This window comes from Paenibacillus sp. LX16 (assembly GCF_036252815.1).
Taxonomy (GTDB): domain Bacteria; phylum Bacillota; class Bacilli; order Paenibacillales; family Paenibacillaceae; genus Paenibacillus; species Paenibacillus polymyxa_B.
In genome coordinates this window covers 1,549,255-1,565,970 of record NZ_CP141152.1, presented here as the reverse complement: position 1 = coordinate 1,565,970, position 16,716 = coordinate 1,549,255, and the positions used below count along the sequence as shown (strand labels likewise).

Here is a 16,716-nt window from a genome sequence, read left to right as displayed (position 1 = left end):
GCGACTATAAGGGGAAATAGCCTATGACCATAACACCGGAACAGCGGATTACCCTACACGGATTTAACAACCTAACCAAATCATTGAGCTTCAATATGTACGATATTTGTTACACCAAAACCAAAGAAGAACGCGAGGCGTATATTGAATATATTGATGAACAATACAACTCAGATCGACTAACAGCTATTTTAAAAAATGTATCTGACATTATCGGCGCCCACGTGCTCAACGTAGCCCAGCAGGATTATGTTCCTCAAGGAGCCAGCGTGACAGTACTTATATCAGAAGGACCCATTGTGGAGGTACCGACTGAATCTTATGCCGAGTCACCAGGCCCCCTACCTGAATCTGTCGTGATACAGCTGGATAAAAGCCACATTACGGTTCACACCTACCCGGAATATCATCCAGACGAGGGGATCAGTACGTTTCGAGCAGATATTGATGTCTCTACCTGTGGGGAAATCTCCCCGCTCAAGGCACTCCACTATTTGACTCATTCTTTCGACACCGACATTATGACGATTGATTATCGGGTGCGCGGCTTCACACGTGATACGAATGGACATAAGCTTTTCATCGACCATGATATCGCCTCCATTCAAAACTATATTCCGGACGAAGTGCGCAGTCAGTATGACATGATCGACGTGAATGTGTATCAGGAAAATATTTTCCATACCAAATGTAAGCTAAAACAATTCGATCTGGACAATTACCTGTTCGGCTACACCAAGGAAAGCCTGAGTGAAAAAGAGCAACAAAATATATCAACACGTCTCAAAATTGAAATGGACGAAATTTACTACGGTAAAAATATGACGTAACAGATCGAATGCGTAAAAATAAAATAGATCATTTCATTGAAAAATAGGATGATCGCTTGGACTGGAATATAGCCGGGCTTTCGTCCTTTTTTAAATACAAAATAATAGATATTATTCAACTTGATCTGTACAAGCGAGAGATTGTTCACTATGATAGGGGAAGAAACCACTAATTTAAAATAACAGCATAGATTTTACACCTGCTTCCCATTGTAAGCGCAATCAATTGATCCTACGTATGATTTTGTTATGGAAGACAAAGGAGGAATTTGTATGCAAGGCGGTATTGGCGGTAAAAACATCATTTTACGATTGGAAATTTCCACCGGGCACATCCAATTTGGTCAATTGATTACGCTGGTAAACGAACATGGCGGAGATGTGATTGCCATTGACGTCATTAGCACCTCTGAGAAGGTCACTGTGAGGGATATTACGGTGACCATTGCCGATCCAGCAGAAATCGACCGTATGATTGCCCGAATTAAAAAAGCACAAGGTGTTAAGGTATTATCCATCTCTGATCGCACCTTCCTATTACACCTCGGGGGCAAAATTGAAATGCAGCCCAAAGTCCCAATTCAAAACCGCGATGATTTATCCCGGGTATATACCCCCGATGTGGCACGCGTATGCATGGCGATTCACGAGGAACCCGACAAAGCTTTCCGTTTGACGATCAAGCGCAACACGGTCGCTGTCGTCTCTGACGGAAGCGCTGTCCTCGGGCTAGGTAACATCGGTCCCTATGCAGCCATGCCGGTTATGGAAGGCAAAGCCATGCTGTTCAAGCAGCTCGGCTCCGTCGATGCCTTTCCAATCTGTCTGGATACGCAGGACACCGAAGAGATCATTAAGGCCATTAAGCAAATGGCCCCAGCTTTTGGCGGTATTAACCTGGAGGATATTTCATCGCCACGATGCTTTGAGATTGAACAGCGGTTACGTAAAGAGCTGGACATACCTGTTTTTCATGACGATCAGCACGGTACAGCTGTCGTTTTATACGCAGGGCTGATCAATGCGCTCAAGGTTGTCGGCAAAGCCCTGTCTGACGTCAAAATTGTCGTCTGTGGTATTGGGGCTGCAGGTGTGGCTTGTACCAAAATTTTGCTATCTGCAGGAGCTGTCAACATCATTGGCGTAGACCGCCATGGAGCTCTTACGGCTGATGAAACATACGAGCATCCGATGTGGAACTGGTATGCGCAGCATACCAACCCTGAACGGCTGTCGGGCACGCTGTCAGAGGTTCTGAAGGACGCTGACGTGTTTATCGGTCTGTCGGCAGGTGGAATACTGCAACGAGAAGACGTGAAACGTATGAAAGCAGCCCCGGTGCTGTTCACTATGGCTAACCCGGTTCCTGAAATTGCGCCAGAGGACGTCGAGGACATTTCAGGTGTCATCGCCACCGGACGTTCGGATTATCCTAACCAAATTAACAATGTGCTTTGTTTCCCTGGCATCTTTCGAGCGGCGCTCGACTGCCGTGCCCGTGAAATCAACGAAGAGATGAAGCTGGCGGCCGCAGAGGCCATCGCAGGCACGATCCGTCCTGAAGAACTAAACAAGTTGTATATTATCCCAGGTGTATTTAACGAGAGTGCGGTTCAACGGGTACGTGAAAAGGTAATTCAAGCCGCGATTGCGAGCGGTACAGCCAGAAGAGTGCCTCGGGATTTCAGATAAAAGAAAAGGATTGCTCCCCTAATGCGGGTGCAATCCTTTTTGCTATCGAAAGATCAAGCTTCATATCCGTTATCTTTACAGCGGTTATGACCTCCATTTAGAGAACAATTGACTGGCACGCTGAGCAAACTCCTCCAGATTAAAGTTGGAGTTATCCAGCTTGTAGTACCATTTTTTAATCGTATCCAAAATCCATGAGGGAACCTTAACCTCCGAGATACCGGAATAAAACGTATGATACGCCCACACCAAATGCTCCCAGCGCTTGTCATCGCCTTCCTTCACGTATTCAGATACGTCCAATACCTTGGCACGCCCGTCTTGCATAAGTACATTCTTAAGGTGAATATCACGGGGATTCAGCCCCTTGGACCGGACAAATTCCCTCGCCTTTTCCACATCCAGAATGACCTGCTCTGGCACAGGAATTCCTTGCAGCAGACAATCCAGCAGCGTAATACCGGATTCATAACTTATGACAATATACTTGTCGCCTTTTCCGTAATAATGAGGGAAAAAGTCAGACCCTCGCAAACGCTCATATACGTCGGCCTCCGCATCTTTTTTCTCGATCGCCATGTCTGAGTACACCTTGAACGCGTAGCCTGGCAACGTATCGAGCGTAAATACGGCCGCATCTGTCCCGATGCCAATACAGCGGACGTCTTGAGTGGCTGTTTTAATGGTAACCGGATCATTATCCTCCGTACTGTATACGGTCACTTGACTTATGATGTCTTCTGCCTGCCTCCATTGTTCTACCATGCGCGATCCCCTCCTTCTCTGTTCTAAACCATTACCAATGAAGTTAGTTCTATAACAGATAAATAGTATTACGGGTTATCTTTTGGAATGGCTTCAAAATAGGTTGATTCTTTTAAAAAATACGGTATGTCCCGTGTCTAACGAGCGTCCGGCAGCAGCAACCTTCTTAACTCTGCATAGCTTGCTGCTGTTTTATAGATCCCCAGCACGTCAGTCTCCGGGGGAGCGTTCCTGTGATTGAACCAGATCACCTGCCAATTCGCAGCTATAGCTCCTGTCACGTCATTACGCCAGGAATCCCCAATATAGCAGCAGTGCTCTGCTAACGTTCCTGTCCGTTCGTTCACTACTTCAAAAATGCGCGGATCAGGCTTGGCATAGCCAACGGTCCCAGATACAAAGATATGCTCTGCTGCAACATGATTTTCTAGTGCCATGGCCTTGATCTTGCTCATCTGGTGTTCTTCAAGACCGTTTGTAATTAATCCAACTAAAAAGCCAGCCGAGCTCAAATCATTTATTAACGAGGTAGCCCCCTCAAAAGGCTCAATTCGGTACTGACGATCCAAGTATTCTTGTTGAACATGTACTGCCTGCTCACGGGTAACTTCTATCCCGAATTCTTGTAAAGCCAGAATGAAACGGCCTTCCCTCATCTCATCCAGTTCATCTGGCCCTGCCTTCCCCTCCAATAGTCCTCCTTTAGCCGACAGTACATCGCTGTAATAGCGAATACGATGGTAGGCTTTCTCATAAGGAAAACGCTCACTCAATCCTAATACTGTACGCAATGCATCGCGTGTAGGGTGCAAATGATCGTACATCGTATCATCTACATCAAAAAAAATAGCCTTCTTTTGCAAGTTCATATGCCCACTTCTTTCTGTTAAATCTTCGGATGACGCTCCTTTTCACCTTGTCCTGATATTATACCCGTTGGCCTGTTACGTTGCACCCTGTCCTTCACACCGCGCATCCTGCAATCACACTTCACGGTTGCTAGCATACACTGAAAAGACCGCATTTTCGCAAACCCACTTTACTTCTCTACCGAGCTAACATAGGTATCTTGTCCTGCTTTGCCCGAAAGCGTTTTATTTGACAACACACGGGTAAAAGGTCACATTTTTGAAAAGATTCGTCATACAGGTTTACATTTCGTGTAAAATCACGTACCTTTTAGGGATGAACGCTTTATGGATGTATTGGATAAGGGAGGCATACACGATGGATTCCGGTTCTAACCTAACCTATGGATCAGCTACACCTTTGATTGAGGCACTTATAGAATTTGAAAAGGAGCTCGAAGCGAACCGGCATTCTCTGAGTTTTGATTTGGGATTGATTATGGAGCAGGGCCGCGCGCCACGATATATGGCTACACCACCAGATGTTATTCCTTTTGCCCACGCAGGAGTGGACGGAATACATTATGGCTTTTTAACGGATTTTGGTCTTGAAAAGGACCTTTCACAGGCCCCTATCGTATGCGTATCTCCCGTCGATTGGACGGGTGTATGGGTGGTTGCCCGTCATTTGCAGGATTTTTTAAGCGTTGTTTATACAGAGAACAGTTCATTAAAACGATACTACGCCAGCGGAGACGACTATTCTGGACATGCAGGTCAGCGACTGCCTCAGCTTGTAGATGAACGCACCGCGTTTGTACGCGAATGCTTTCGGGAACGATTTGGTATCGAACCGATTCAGAATATGGCTGCCTATATCGACAGCTTGCGAGCAGAACGGAAGCACAATGAAGCAGCTCCTACGCTGAACGGCTTGGGCATTCAGGTATCTTCTTCCGCGAAGCATAGCTCTTCTATGGAAAGTACCCTCTTGACCGTAACGGAGCCTTTCCTTTGGGAACAACAAGGCGAAGCTGTGCGTGAATTGTTCTATAACGGTTCGCGTGAAGCCAGACTGGCCTTTATTCGGGATGCCCAGACACGGCATCTGTTCACCCATTCTGCCCTTCGTGCTTTTGTAGCTGGACAGCTTAAGCTGATGGGTCTATCTGAGGCCGCAACATATCTGGAAGAGTCTTACTATACCGTTATTCCCGATATGATAGAATCTTGACGAAATCCTTCGGTTCCCCCTAACATAACCGCCTCTGAAAAGGCGGCTTTTTGTGCTACAATAAATGAAAATAATAGGGTCGAACGGCCCGGTACGAATGAAAGAGAGCGAGTATGAATAATCATTCCTATCCTACTCCTGAAATCATTGAGGTTTGTCTGTTGGCGGGCAAACTGATGATGCAAAATGGAGCCGAAACCTATCGTGTTGAAGACACGATGTCCCGAATTGCTTCGGCCTATGGCATATCCCAGTCCCATAGCTATGTAACACCAACTGGGATTTTTTTTGCCATTAATGACTCGGAGCCTGCCAAGCTCATCCGCATCGTAGAGCGGACCACTGATTTGCACAAGGTGACAGAGGTCAATTCCATTTCACGTAAAATCAGCACAGGTGATTTGTCTCCTCGCGCTGCCGTCAAGGAGCTTTCGGAGATTGAACGCGGCCCCCTTCGCTATTCCAACCGTGTACAGCTGATGGCTGCTGCGTTGGCCAGTGGTTGCTTTATGATCATGTTTGGTGGAGTTTGGCGGGATTTCCCCGCAGCTGTGTTATGCGGAGGTATCGGATTTGCAGCTGTACAGTATTTTCACAGGCTCGTTAAGGTTAAGTTTTTCTCAGAGTTTTCTGCATCTTTTCTAATCGGCTTGCTGGCGGCTCTATTAACGATAGTAGGCTGGGGACAGATGATGGATAAAATTATTATTGGCTCCGTCATGCCACTGGTTCCAGGCTTGTTAATTACAAATGCCATTCGTGATTTAATGTCCGGGCACCTTGTTTCGGGTCTTTCCAAGGGAGCCGATGCTTGCCTGACGTCTTTCGGCATTGGAGCTGGCGTTGCAGTTATCATTTCTTATATGTGATTCGGAGGAGATTCAAGTCTATGCTTGCACAATTATTCACAAGCTTTATTGCCACCGCTGGTTTTGGCATACTCTTCCACGCTCCCCGACGCTCCCTGCTACAATGCGGTTTTGTCGGGATGTTGGGCTGGCTTGTTTATTATTCAACCACGGACAGCATGGGACCTGTGAGCGCCAGCCTTTTGGCAACGATCCTCATCGGCATCGTCAGTCAAGGCTTTGCGCGGCTGTACAAAATGCCTGTGATTATTTTCAGTGTGGCAGGCATGATTCCGCTCGTTCCAGGGGGAATGGCCTATAATGCCATGCGCCAGTTCGTACAACAACATTATCCTCAGGCTCTGGAGCTGGCCATGAGCACGCTGATGATCTCAGGAGCTATTGCTGTCGGTTTGGTGCTGTCTGAGGTCCTTAATCAAATTTTCCACAGTATACGTTTTAAACCACAGCGCTAAAAGTGATGAAAATAGCAAAGTAAAAGAGGCTGCTCCCAAAATCATCTGCAGTGTATGAGACGATTTTGGAAACAGCCTTTTTCTGTACACATTACAAAGAATATTTATATGCCATAAGCTATTATTCATCCACTCGCTTACCCAATATCGCTAAATCTCGCTCTATGCCGTCCAGCACAGCTACACGTGGATAGTATCCCCATTGCTCAAAACCAAACTTCCGCAGCAGCCCAATACTTGGCTCATTATGACCAAAAACAAATCCCAACAACGTGGTAATCCCCAGTCTCGGACATTCATTTAGCAAGTGCTGTACCAGACGACTTCCTGTCCCGGTTCCACGAGAATCCTCATGGACGTAAATGCTAATTTCTGCTGTACCGTTATAAGCTGGACGCCCATAAAAGGACTGAAGGCTGGCCCAACCGGCAATTGTTCCCTTTTGTTTTAATACCCATAAAGGCCGGTGGTTTTCCTGATGAGCCTCAAACCATGGAATGCGGCTCTCCACTGTCACTGGTTCCAAATCTGCCGTGACCATTCGTCCTGCAATCGTAGAATTATAAATATCCACAATATCGGAAAGATCCTCTCTGCACGCAAATTCAATGGAAAAAGATTGGTCCTTATTCATTATTCGTATCCGCCTCCTATTGTGTGATTTATTTATTGTACAAGACAAGTGCCCGATCAGCCATATCGAGTTGTTTTGCGGATTAGTCCCAAAGGGTTTTATAATAGAGCTTGAAGACAAAGAGAAATAAAAACGGGATAGGCGATTTAACACCATGAGACGGGAGGTATGTTTCGGAGTCAAGGATTCTGAAGCAGCTTAATATGAATATTGGAACTCAACTCTTGATTTTGAAAGTACCTATGGAATCTTTTTTTGGAAAAACGACCATTTATCCTGTACTGCTCAAGGACGAAGATGGACTTACACTGATTGATACGGGAATGCTCGGCCAATTGGAGCCATTACGCAAGGCTATTTCAGATGTGGGTGAGGATATCAGCCGCCTGAAAAGAATTATTTTAACACATCAGGATATTGACCATATCGGAAATGTTCATGCACTGCTGGACCTGCTGCCGAATACTGCCCTGTTAGCCCATAAGGATGACGTTCCTTACATGACAGGAGAGCGACCGTTTGTGAAGCTGACGTCGGAACGGATTAAACAGATGGATACTGTGCTCAAGCAGCAGGCAGAGGATATGATTCGCCGTCTGCCAGATTTGCGCTTTGCCCATATTCTTGATGACGGTGAGTATCTACCCTATGGTGGAGGAATACAGATTATTCATACACCCGGCCACACGCCCGGGCATATCAGCTTGTATGTGCCCGCACAAAAGCTGCTGTTGGCAGCAGATGAACTGCTGGTAGTCGAAGGTGAACTGGTCGGTCCCGCTGAGTCGGCTACGCCGGATATGCCATTGGCTCTGAAGAGCCTCGAAAAGCTGACGGTATTGGATATTGAAAAGGTAATCTGCTACCATGGCGGCTACTATGATCAGAACGTACAAGCACGTCTGCAAACATTAAGTCAGGCAAGAGAATAAGCCATTCAAAGCTATAAATTAAGATGTAATAAGAGCTATAATGAATACATGGACAGAAAGGAATGAGACTCTATGAATGATAAAATTACAAGATTATATGATGAACTGAAATCACAATCTTGGGATGGCCTGCTTGTGACCGATCCCAAACATATTTACTACCTGACGGGCTTTGCCAGTGATCCGCATGAGCGTTTTCTTGGTCTCGTGCTGCTTCGTGACCAAGAACCAGAACTGATCGTACCCGCCCTAGATGCAGAAGCCGCCCAAGCTGCTTCTTCTGTGACTCGTATATCCACCCACACCGATACGGACAATCCATATGATCTGTTGCGTCAACGTACAGGCACCGGAGTGAAAACATTCGCGCTGGAAAAGGAGCACGTCTCCGTCCTCCGTTATGAACAGCTACATACTGCTATTGGCGCCGCTCAATATGTGGATCTGGGTCCTGTGCTTCAAGAAATGCGTGTGAGAAAAACTCCTGAGGAAGTACAACGTCTGAAACATGCAGCTCGTTTGGTGGAAGATGCTCTTCGCCACGGCCTCACCCATGTGCGCGAAGGAGTGACGGAAGTCGAGCTAGTGGCCGAAATCGAATATCAGATGAAAAAAATCGGCGCAGATGGCCCATCCTTTGACACAACAGTGCTGTCTGGACCCAAAACAGCCTTGCCTCATGGTATTCCAGGCACCCGCAAGCTACAGCATGGCGATCTGCTCATGTTTGATATGGGCGTATATTCCGATGGATATGCTTCGGATATTACACGTACTTTTGCTTTTGGAAAGTTATCGACTGAGCTGGAAACGATTTATAATACGGTTCTTCGCTCGAACGAAGCGGGAATTGCCGCCATTCGCCCGGGAGTTTCCTGCGCATCCGTAGATCAGGCAGCACGAGCTGTTGTTGAAGCCGCCGGATACGGCCCTGCCTTTAACCATCGAGTTGGACACGGCCTTGGCATGAGTGTTCACGAATATCCATCTGTACACGGAGGCAATAGCGATCTACTTCATGAAGGCTTCGTGTTCACAATCGAACCCGGCATCTATGTGCCAGGCCTCGGCGGTGTACGGATTGAAGATGACGTTTTGGTCACCTCTGATGGTGTTGAAGTGCTTACCTCTTTTCCAAAAGAACTGACAGTGCTGGGATAACCCCAACGCTATTCATTATATTGGTATGTAAAAAAGTATGAAAAGAGGAGGGGCAACCCCAAGCCATCATGGCTTGAGGGTTTGCCCCTCCTCTTCTATAAAGCGGAAATTGCGTGCGATGTACAAAATGGGTGTACCCGCCGCGGTCAGTACAAATTTTAAGATGTAGGTGGTGAATAATATCTCAAGCCATATTCCCCACGCATAACCGTAAAAAGCAATAGTACAGAAAATGAGCGTATCTATAAACGAGCTGATCATCGTGCTGCCATTGCCGCGAATCCAGAGCTGATGACGTTCCGGGAAGAACTTGCGAATCCAGGCGTACAGACGCACGTCCAGCAATTGACTGACCGCATAGGCTGTCAAGCTGGCAAGCGCAAGCCTTGGCAACAATCCAAACAGCTGTTGCATCGGTGTCTGGGCAAAATCCGTTGCAGTAGGCTCGAATTGCAGCACCATTTGCATCGTGATCGTCGTCATAATCAGAGTGAAAAAGCCGAACCACACAGCTTTACGCGCCTCTTTAGGCCCATATTTTTCATTCAGTAAGTCGCTGGCCATATACATAGAAACATACATCGTATTTCCCAATGTCGTGGTGATGCCCACCAGATCAATCGTTTTGGTTACCTGAATGTTGGCTAGTACAGTAGCAACGCCAATCCAGGCGTACAGCCCTTTTTTACCGAACAACCGATAACATAACAAAAAGAACATAAAATTGACGAGGACAAAAGCTGCCCCCCATAACAGATTAAACATGAAATCCTCCTAGTTTTGATAGCGCGGGATGGTTGCGAACCGCGGTTCATCCGAAGCAAGCCGGAAAAACATTATTTTAATGTATCATAGATTAGGATTTGTGAACAGCAATATTTTACACTGCCATAAGCCTAATATAAAGAGCCGACCTTAAGGTCGGCTCTTTATATTGAGTACACACTGTACGTCTGTTATATAGGCTACAGATGCGCTATGAGACTGCATCTTATCATTTACTTAAGAGTGCGCCGTTGCATCCAAATCCATACCTTGATTGTTGAACACGTCTTGATCGTTCTCCTTGAGCACCTTGCCTGAAATGAGGCCTGCGGTAATAGAATCATTGACATTTAACGCTGTGCGTCCCATATCAATCAGCGGTTCGACTGAAATGAGTAATCCTGCTAATGCCACTGGAAGATTCATGGTGGAAAGCACAATCAGGGAAGCGAAAGTGGCACCACCGCCTACACCCGCCACGCCGAACGAGCTGACCGTAACGACCAGAATAAGCGTGAGGATAAAATCCCAGCTCGTTGGATCAATACCCACGGTTGGGGCAATCATGACCGCCAGCATTGCCGGATAAATACCAGCACAGCCGTTTTGCCCAATAGTCGCTCCCAAGGTCGCAGACAGATTCGCGATGCCGTCGGACACACCCAGCTTTTTCGTTTGTGTTTCAACATTTAACGGAATGGTCGCCGCACTGGAACGAGAAGTAAAAGCAAAAACCAGTGTAGGCAATACCTTTTTCACATACGTCACCGGATTGTAGCCGAACAAGGCCAGCAAAATAAGATGAATGATAAACATGACCAACAGAGCCACATAAGAAGCGAGCACAAACTTGATTAGCTTCAAAATTTCATCTGGATTGGTCGTAGCTACTACTTTAGTGATCAGTGCTAAAATACCGTAAGGTGTCAATCTCAGCACCAGCGTTACAATCCGCATCACTACAGCGTACACTGCATCAATCACTTTACGGAAGGTTTGCGCCTGTTCCGGTTTTTTACGATCCAATCCGAGCACAGCCACCCCGATAAAGGCCGAGAATATTACCACCGCCAGCGTCGACGTACGACGTGCTCCCGTCATATCCTCAAAAGGATTTGAAGGAATAAATTCCAGCACCTGCTGTGGAATGGTCATGTCCTGAATTGTTCCAAGGCGCTCTTCCATCTTCAAGCCCTGTGCTTGTTCCTTTTCCCCACCTTGAATCTCAATTGCCTTTAGGTCAAACGACAGGCTAGTTACAATGCTAACTGAAGCAGCAATTGCCGTTGTAATCAGTAGTACTGCAATAATGGACACGCTGATTTTGCCAAGGTTCTGTCTTCCCTTCAAATTCATAATAGCCGAAATAATCGACACCATGATAAGCGGAATAACGACCATTTGCAGCAAACGGACATAACCGTTACCTGCGAGGTTGAACCAATCAACCGATTTTGTAATGACGTCTGAGCCTGCCCCATAGGCATATTGTAGAACAGCCCCGTAGATCAGTCCGAAGCCAAGTCCGGCAAATACTCTTTTTGTAAAGGAGATGTGCTTTTTCTGCATCCAGACCAATACGCCTAGCAGCAAAAGCAGCACGATTACATTTAAAATAATAAAGAAGGTATCCATGTATTATTTCCTCCAAACTTATACTTAATATGTTTTATAAGGTGATCCTTCAATCCGAAGATTACTATATCACAAAACCAACTATTTTTGTAGGTTTTATAACAATAAAATAGTTAAGCCGCTTCAACTTTGGGTTTTATTAAAAATGCCAAACAGCAAGCCTTCATCTTTCGAAGGCTTGCTGTTTTTTGTCCTGAACACAACGACACGTATTCAACTTAGGCGTAAATTTTTATTCAGCCGTTAGACGATCACTGTGTATAACAGTTCCTGTTCCTTAACCACTTTATGCTGATTACCAGCGGACTCCAACTCGCTAAACTGAGCTACATTCGTAACAATAACAGGCGTTATCGTTTCATAACCAGCCTTGCGGATTTCCACCAGGTCAAACTCCAGCACGAGGTCTCCTACCTTAACACGATCTCCTGCTTTAAGATGAGGCGTAAAATGAAGTCCTTTTAGCTTAACCGTATCCATCCCAACGTGAATGAGCATTTCAAGTCCTGAATCACTCACCAATCCAACAGCATGCCCACTTTTGGAAATGGAGAACACTGTGCCATCAACTGGGGAAACAACCCGGCCTTCGGATGGTTCAATAGCCCAGCCTCTACCCATGATTTCTTGAGAAAATGCAGGGTCATTGACTTCACTGAGCGGCTTAACTTCACCCATAATCGGGCTGTATACCGGGATTTTCTCACCTTTGGGCAGTGAGGATACAGCAGATTGTGCTATTTCATCAGTAGAGATGTCTCCGGTAGCGCCCGTTGTTGCTTGTGGTGCTTCTTCGTTCTTTTCATCTGTAAAGCCGATCAAATAGGTAACAATCGTAGCAACTACAAATGCAATAATCAGACCAAGGATTGCGTACAAGAAAGTCGGTCCAATAAACATCGCCAGTCCAGGCACACCAACAAGTCCACCCATAACATACGCTTTTGTGCCAAACAAGCTCATAAAGCCCCCGCCGACAGCTCCGCCGATCAACGCAGCAGTAAATGGTTTTTTAAACCGCATATTCACACCATACATTGCAGGCTCAGTTACACCCATAATAGCCGTCAAGCTCGTCGAGAAAGCCACTGTTTTGACTTTGGCATTTTTGGATTTTAAGAATACACCCAGTGCAGCACCAGCCTGTGCCAGGTTAGCCGCTCCCATAATCGGAATCATGTAGTCAAAGCCCAACGTTGCAATAGAACCAATCATAATAGGAACCAACGCGTAGTGCATACCTGTCATAATGATCAGGGAGAAGGTACCGCCTAGCAGTAGGCCTGCAAGTGCACCTGTATTTTCAAACAACCAAGAGATACCACCCGACAGGCCATTACCAATAATAGAGCCTAACGGTCCTACAGCAATCAATGTCAAAGGTACAATAATCAATAGAGTCAGTGTTGGGACAACAAGCAATTTCAATGATGCATGAGTATACTTATCAATGAATTTTTCAACATAGGACGCCAGCCAGATAGCGATAACGATTGGAATAACGGTCGACGAATACGTGGCCGCTGTCACCGGAAGGCCAATAAAGCTAACCTTCACATTAGATGCCAGTAATGCTGTAATGTCCGGATGTAAAATAGAAGCTCCTACCGCCGCCGCGATAAACATATTACTGCCGAGTTTTCTAGCCGCACTGACAGCTAGAATAATAGGCAGGAAGTAGAACGCACCGTCACCTATTGCCGCTAAAATCGTATAGGTTTGACTCTTGTCAGACATCCAGTGCATAGCTACCAATAGGGCAATGATCCCTTTGATCATACCTGCACCGGTGATCGCCGGCAAAATCGGTGTAAACATACCTGCAATAAAGTCGAACAGTTTGCTGATCGGGTTTTGTTTTTTCTTAGATGCAGTGCTTGCTCCTGAGTCACTTTGCGGAGCCTTGGACATGTTGCTTACCAACGATTTGTACACGTTAGCTACATCATTACCGATAATAACCTGAAACTGGCCGCCACTCTCCATGACTCCCATGACGCCATCCGTTTTTTGCAACTGCTCTTTCCGAGCTTTCTTATCATCATGAAGGTTGAAGCGCAAGCGGGTCATGCAGTGAATGACCTGCTCTACGTTTTCTTCACCACCAACCAGTGTAAGTATCTCTTTGGATAATTGATTTCGATCCATGAGGTGTTCCTCTTTTCTTTTAAGGTATAAAATAAAATGCGAAAATGGGCAATAAAAAAACCTGAATACAGAAAGCAGACAGCTTATAAAAAGCCAATCTTCTTTCAGCATTCAGGTTTTGCCTTCTGGGTTAGAAGTAGCAATCCTAAATCCCTGATCCTACATGAAATCATTGATTTTTAATGATACGCTCGATATGAATGGTGAGATACAACATCTCATCCTGGGACAAGCTTCGACCATAGATTTTAGTCGTATAATCTCTTATTTTTTCCGCGCAGGCGTAAGCATTCTTATACTGAACCTTAACCATATCATGAAGGGAATTATCTGTATTTTGTACAGGAGTCCCGTTCATTACCCGTTGAGCAAAAAATTTGAGATGTGTAATAAAGCGGTAATAGCTTAACGACTCTTCATCCAGATCCATTACAAAAAAGCGACTTACAATATTTATGATATCCTTGACAATGTTCGTCAGGGTTATCGTTTCGCGCATTTCACTGTTAAGCTGTGCATTCACCAAATGTAAGGCGATAAATGCTCCTTCATCATCCGGAAGTGTGACTCCTAGCTTATCCTGAATCATGTGCAATGCTTTGGTCCCAATCGTGAATTCCTTGCGGTACATCCGCTTAATTTCCCAGTAAAGTGCATTTTTGATATCCATACCCAAACGATAGCGCTCTATGGCAAAATGGATATGATCCGTCAGCGAAATATAGATGCTGTCATGCAACTCTACACCAAGTATCGTTTTAGCATATTGGATGATTTCATCAGAAATTTCAACATACTCAATAGGGATATCAGACATCAGGGTCATGAGTTTGCGGGAAACCTCGGTACTTTCAAGTTTGAAAATTTTCTCGATTTTCTCTTCTTCAATCTCATCGCCTGTGTTTTTTTTAAAAGCAATTCCTCTACCCATAATGACTAATTCTTTCTGCTGTTCATCAATGACCGTTACGACGTTATTATTCAGCACCTTTGCTATCTTCATTCCATCACCTTAAGCCGCTTGGAGTAGTAAAAAAAGCAAAACCAAAACTGACACATAGTGCCTGCTTATGGTTTTGCCCGATATGCTCAGTAACAATCCACGATTGTGCAGTTTTGAATAACTGCTCCCATAGTATCATATAAACACTGAGCTGACAATATTTTTTTGTAAACACTTTCATGGAGCTTTGGGTCGTTGGCGTTGCATCTTAACTATTAGAACTCTTTTCCACAACCGAGTTCGGAGAAGCATTCATGTCAGAAGTAGAAACTACTTGCGAATGCTCATCTTTTTCATCCACAAAGCCCATAAAATACGTAATTACGCCAGCCGTAACAAACGAAATTAGTATACCCACAATACCGTAAATAAGCGTGGGTTCAGAAAATAAAGGTAAGCTGAGCAGCCCAGCAGAGACACCAATACTAGTAAGCTCCGTTTCAAACAGACACATACATGTCCCACCAACAGCTCCACCGATCATAACTGCTATTAACGGTTTTTTGAAACGGACATTGACACCATACATGGCCGGTTCAATGATTCCCAGCATGGCTAACAAACCTGTGGACGCAGCCAGCGTTTTGACTTTGGGATTTTTGGATTTAACACATACGCCAAATGTTGCGCCAGCCTGAGCGAAAGCCGCTGCAATGACCACGGGAAAAACATGATCATACCCCAATGTTGTAAGCGAGCTGAGCATAATCGGTAGCATTATATATTGCATACCTGCAATAATAAGCAAAGACATCGTGCCTCCGAGCAACAACCCTGTAAACACTTCTGCATTGTCAAACAACCAGCCTAGTCCATCGGATACATGTTGGCCGAGATAACTCCACAGTGGCCCGAAAGCGAACACCATTAAAGGTATAGTGATCATCAGTGTCAACGTCGGGACAACTATTAATTTAAGTGAATAAGGGATATACCTGTCTAACCATTTTTCGACATACGATGCTATCCAAACGACAACAAGTATGAGTACTATAGATGAAGCAGCTTGTGGGTCTATAACTGGCAGACCGGCAAAACGTACCTCCTCACTTGACTGGAATAAACTTGTTAGTTGGGGATGGAATACGGATACTGCGATGGCTGCCGCAACAAATACATTGCTGCGCAGCCTTCTTGCCGCACTTGCCGCAACAAAAATAGGTAGAAAGTAATATACCCCATCGCTGATAGCCATTAAAATAGTATATACCTGCGGATCAGACAACAATAAACCGAAGGACATTAAAACTAATATAATTACCTTGATCATTCCCGCACCAATCATTGCCGGCAAGATCGAAGTAAATACGCCTGATACATAATCTAATAGTCGACTTATCGGATTTCTTCCTGTGGCAGCTCTATAACTGCCGGAAGTCAGCTCCTGTGTATCTTCTCCTCTGACCTGCGAAATCACTTCTTTGGAAAGTAAATCCCGATTCATAACAACCTTTTCCCCTTTTATATGTATATTGAAGACCACTTTCGAACTTACAAACCAAGCTTAGAAGAATATTGTCATAAAAGCGGTATTCCTTATGCTACTTATATTACTTCTTTTTTACAATAGTTTTAAAGAAGGAGTAATCTATTCGTTTTTATGCACCGATTATTTACATCAAACTTACATCTAAACACCTAAGACCATAGTTATATATTTTTTGTTTGTTTTTGGGCAAATATGACTATTCAACCGCCTGTTAATTATGTAAAATAGGTCTAACCTACTTTTTAGTAAATCATGG

General features: G+C 45.1%; 15 protein-coding genes. 7 read left to right on the top strand and 8 right to left on the bottom strand.

Translation table 11 applies throughout. From position 1 onward, the window contains the following. Positions 1-23 precede the first annotated feature (23 nt). Together speD and T3H97_RS07140 are read left to right on the top strand one after the other, a co-directional pair. Positions 24-830, top strand: coding sequence for an adenosylmethionine decarboxylase (gene speD / locus T3H97_RS07145; RefSeq protein WP_013309324.1), 807 nt, complete (start codon positions 24-26; stop codon positions 828-830). A gap of 273 nt (positions 831-1,103) precedes the next feature. After that, entirely contained in the window at positions 1,104-2,522 is a 1,419-nt protein-coding gene (locus T3H97_RS07140) for an NAD-dependent malic enzyme (RefSeq protein WP_328802119.1), read from the top strand. An 84-nt stretch (positions 2,523-2,606) separates the two neighbouring features. Here the strand turns inward: T3H97_RS07140 and T3H97_RS07135 are convergent, their stop codons facing one another. Next, positions 2,607-3,287 carry a protein kinase family protein gene (locus T3H97_RS07135; RefSeq protein WP_069291431.1) on the bottom strand — a complete coding sequence of 227 codons (681 nt, stop codon included), beginning with the start codon at positions 3,285-3,287 and terminating at the stop codon, positions 2,607-2,609. A gap of 137 nt (positions 3,288-3,424) precedes the next feature. Beyond that, positions 3,425-4,156, bottom strand: coding sequence for an HAD family hydrolase (locus T3H97_RS07130; RefSeq protein WP_328802118.1), 732 nt, complete (start codon positions 4,154-4,156; stop codon positions 3,425-3,427). Between the two features lie 358 nt (positions 4,157-4,514). On the opposite strand from T3H97_RS07130, the gene T3H97_RS07125 reads away from it, so the two are divergent. The 3 genes from T3H97_RS07125 to T3H97_RS07115 all read left to right on the top strand — a co-directional run bounded on the left by T3H97_RS07125 (position 4,515) and on the right by T3H97_RS07115 (position 6,693). Beyond that, positions 4,515-5,369: a hypothetical protein gene (locus tag T3H97_RS07125; RefSeq protein WP_328802117.1), complete on the top strand. Its 855-nt coding sequence runs from the start codon at positions 4,515-4,517 to the stop codon at positions 5,367-5,369. A gap of 113 nt (positions 5,370-5,482) precedes the next feature. Next, the gene (locus tag T3H97_RS07120) at positions 5,483-6,238 is read left to right on the top strand and encodes a threonine/serine exporter family protein (protein ID WP_013309319.1); all 756 of its coding nucleotides are present in this window, start codon (positions 5,483-5,485) and stop codon (positions 6,236-6,238) included. A 20-nt stretch (positions 6,239-6,258) separates the two neighbouring features. Further along, positions 6,259-6,693 carry a threonine/serine exporter family protein gene (locus tag T3H97_RS07115; protein WP_328802116.1) on the top strand — a complete coding sequence of 145 codons (435 nt, stop codon included), beginning with the start codon at positions 6,259-6,261 and terminating at the stop codon, positions 6,691-6,693. A gap of 121 nt (positions 6,694-6,814) precedes the next feature. Here the strand turns inward: T3H97_RS07115 and T3H97_RS07110 are convergent, their stop codons facing one another. Continuing rightward, positions 6,815-7,327 (bottom strand): GNAT family N-acetyltransferase, encoded by a 513-nt coding sequence (locus T3H97_RS07110; protein ID WP_328802115.1) that lies wholly within the window; start codon positions 7,325-7,327, stop codon positions 6,815-6,817. A gap of 203 nt (positions 7,328-7,530) precedes the next feature. Between T3H97_RS07110 and T3H97_RS07105 the strand changes: the two genes are divergently transcribed. Both T3H97_RS07105 and T3H97_RS07100 read left to right on the top strand, forming a co-directional pair. Next, entirely contained in the window at positions 7,531-8,259 is a 729-nt protein-coding gene (locus T3H97_RS07105) for an MBL fold metallo-hydrolase (protein WP_328802114.1), read from the top strand. A gap of 72 nt (positions 8,260-8,331) precedes the next feature. After that, positions 8,332-9,420: a M24 family metallopeptidase gene (locus tag T3H97_RS07100; protein ID WP_328802113.1), complete on the top strand. Its 1,089-nt coding sequence runs from the start codon at positions 8,332-8,334 to the stop codon at positions 9,418-9,420. Positions 9,421-9,486: 66 nt separating this feature from the next. Here the strand turns inward: T3H97_RS07100 and T3H97_RS07095 are convergent, their stop codons facing one another. The 5 genes from T3H97_RS07095 to T3H97_RS07075 form a co-directional block, all read right to left on the bottom strand. After that, entirely contained in the window at positions 9,487-10,185 is a 699-nt protein-coding gene (locus T3H97_RS07095) for a queuosine precursor transporter (RefSeq protein WP_328802112.1), read from the bottom strand. 237 nt (positions 10,186-10,422) lie between these two features. After that, positions 10,423-11,820: an L-cystine transporter gene (locus T3H97_RS07090; RefSeq protein WP_328802111.1), complete on the bottom strand. Its 1,398-nt coding sequence runs from the start codon at positions 11,818-11,820 to the stop codon at positions 10,423-10,425. A 243-nt stretch (positions 11,821-12,063) separates the two neighbouring features. After that, on the bottom strand, positions 12,064-13,968 hold the full coding sequence (locus T3H97_RS07085) for a beta-glucoside-specific PTS transporter subunit IIABC (RefSeq protein WP_328802110.1): 1,905 nt from the start codon (positions 13,966-13,968) through the stop codon (positions 12,064-12,066). Positions 13,969-14,137: 169 nt separating this feature from the next. Next, positions 14,138-14,971, bottom strand: coding sequence for a BglG family transcription antiterminator LicT (licT, locus tag T3H97_RS07080; protein WP_023987656.1), 834 nt, complete (start codon positions 14,969-14,971; stop codon positions 14,138-14,140). 208 nt (positions 14,972-15,179) lie between these two features. After that, positions 15,180-16,415 carry a PTS transporter subunit EIIC gene (locus T3H97_RS07075; RefSeq protein ID WP_328802109.1) on the bottom strand — a complete coding sequence of 412 codons (1,236 nt, stop codon included), beginning with the start codon at positions 16,413-16,415 and terminating at the stop codon, positions 15,180-15,182. Between the last annotated feature and the right edge of the window lie 301 nt (positions 16,416-16,716).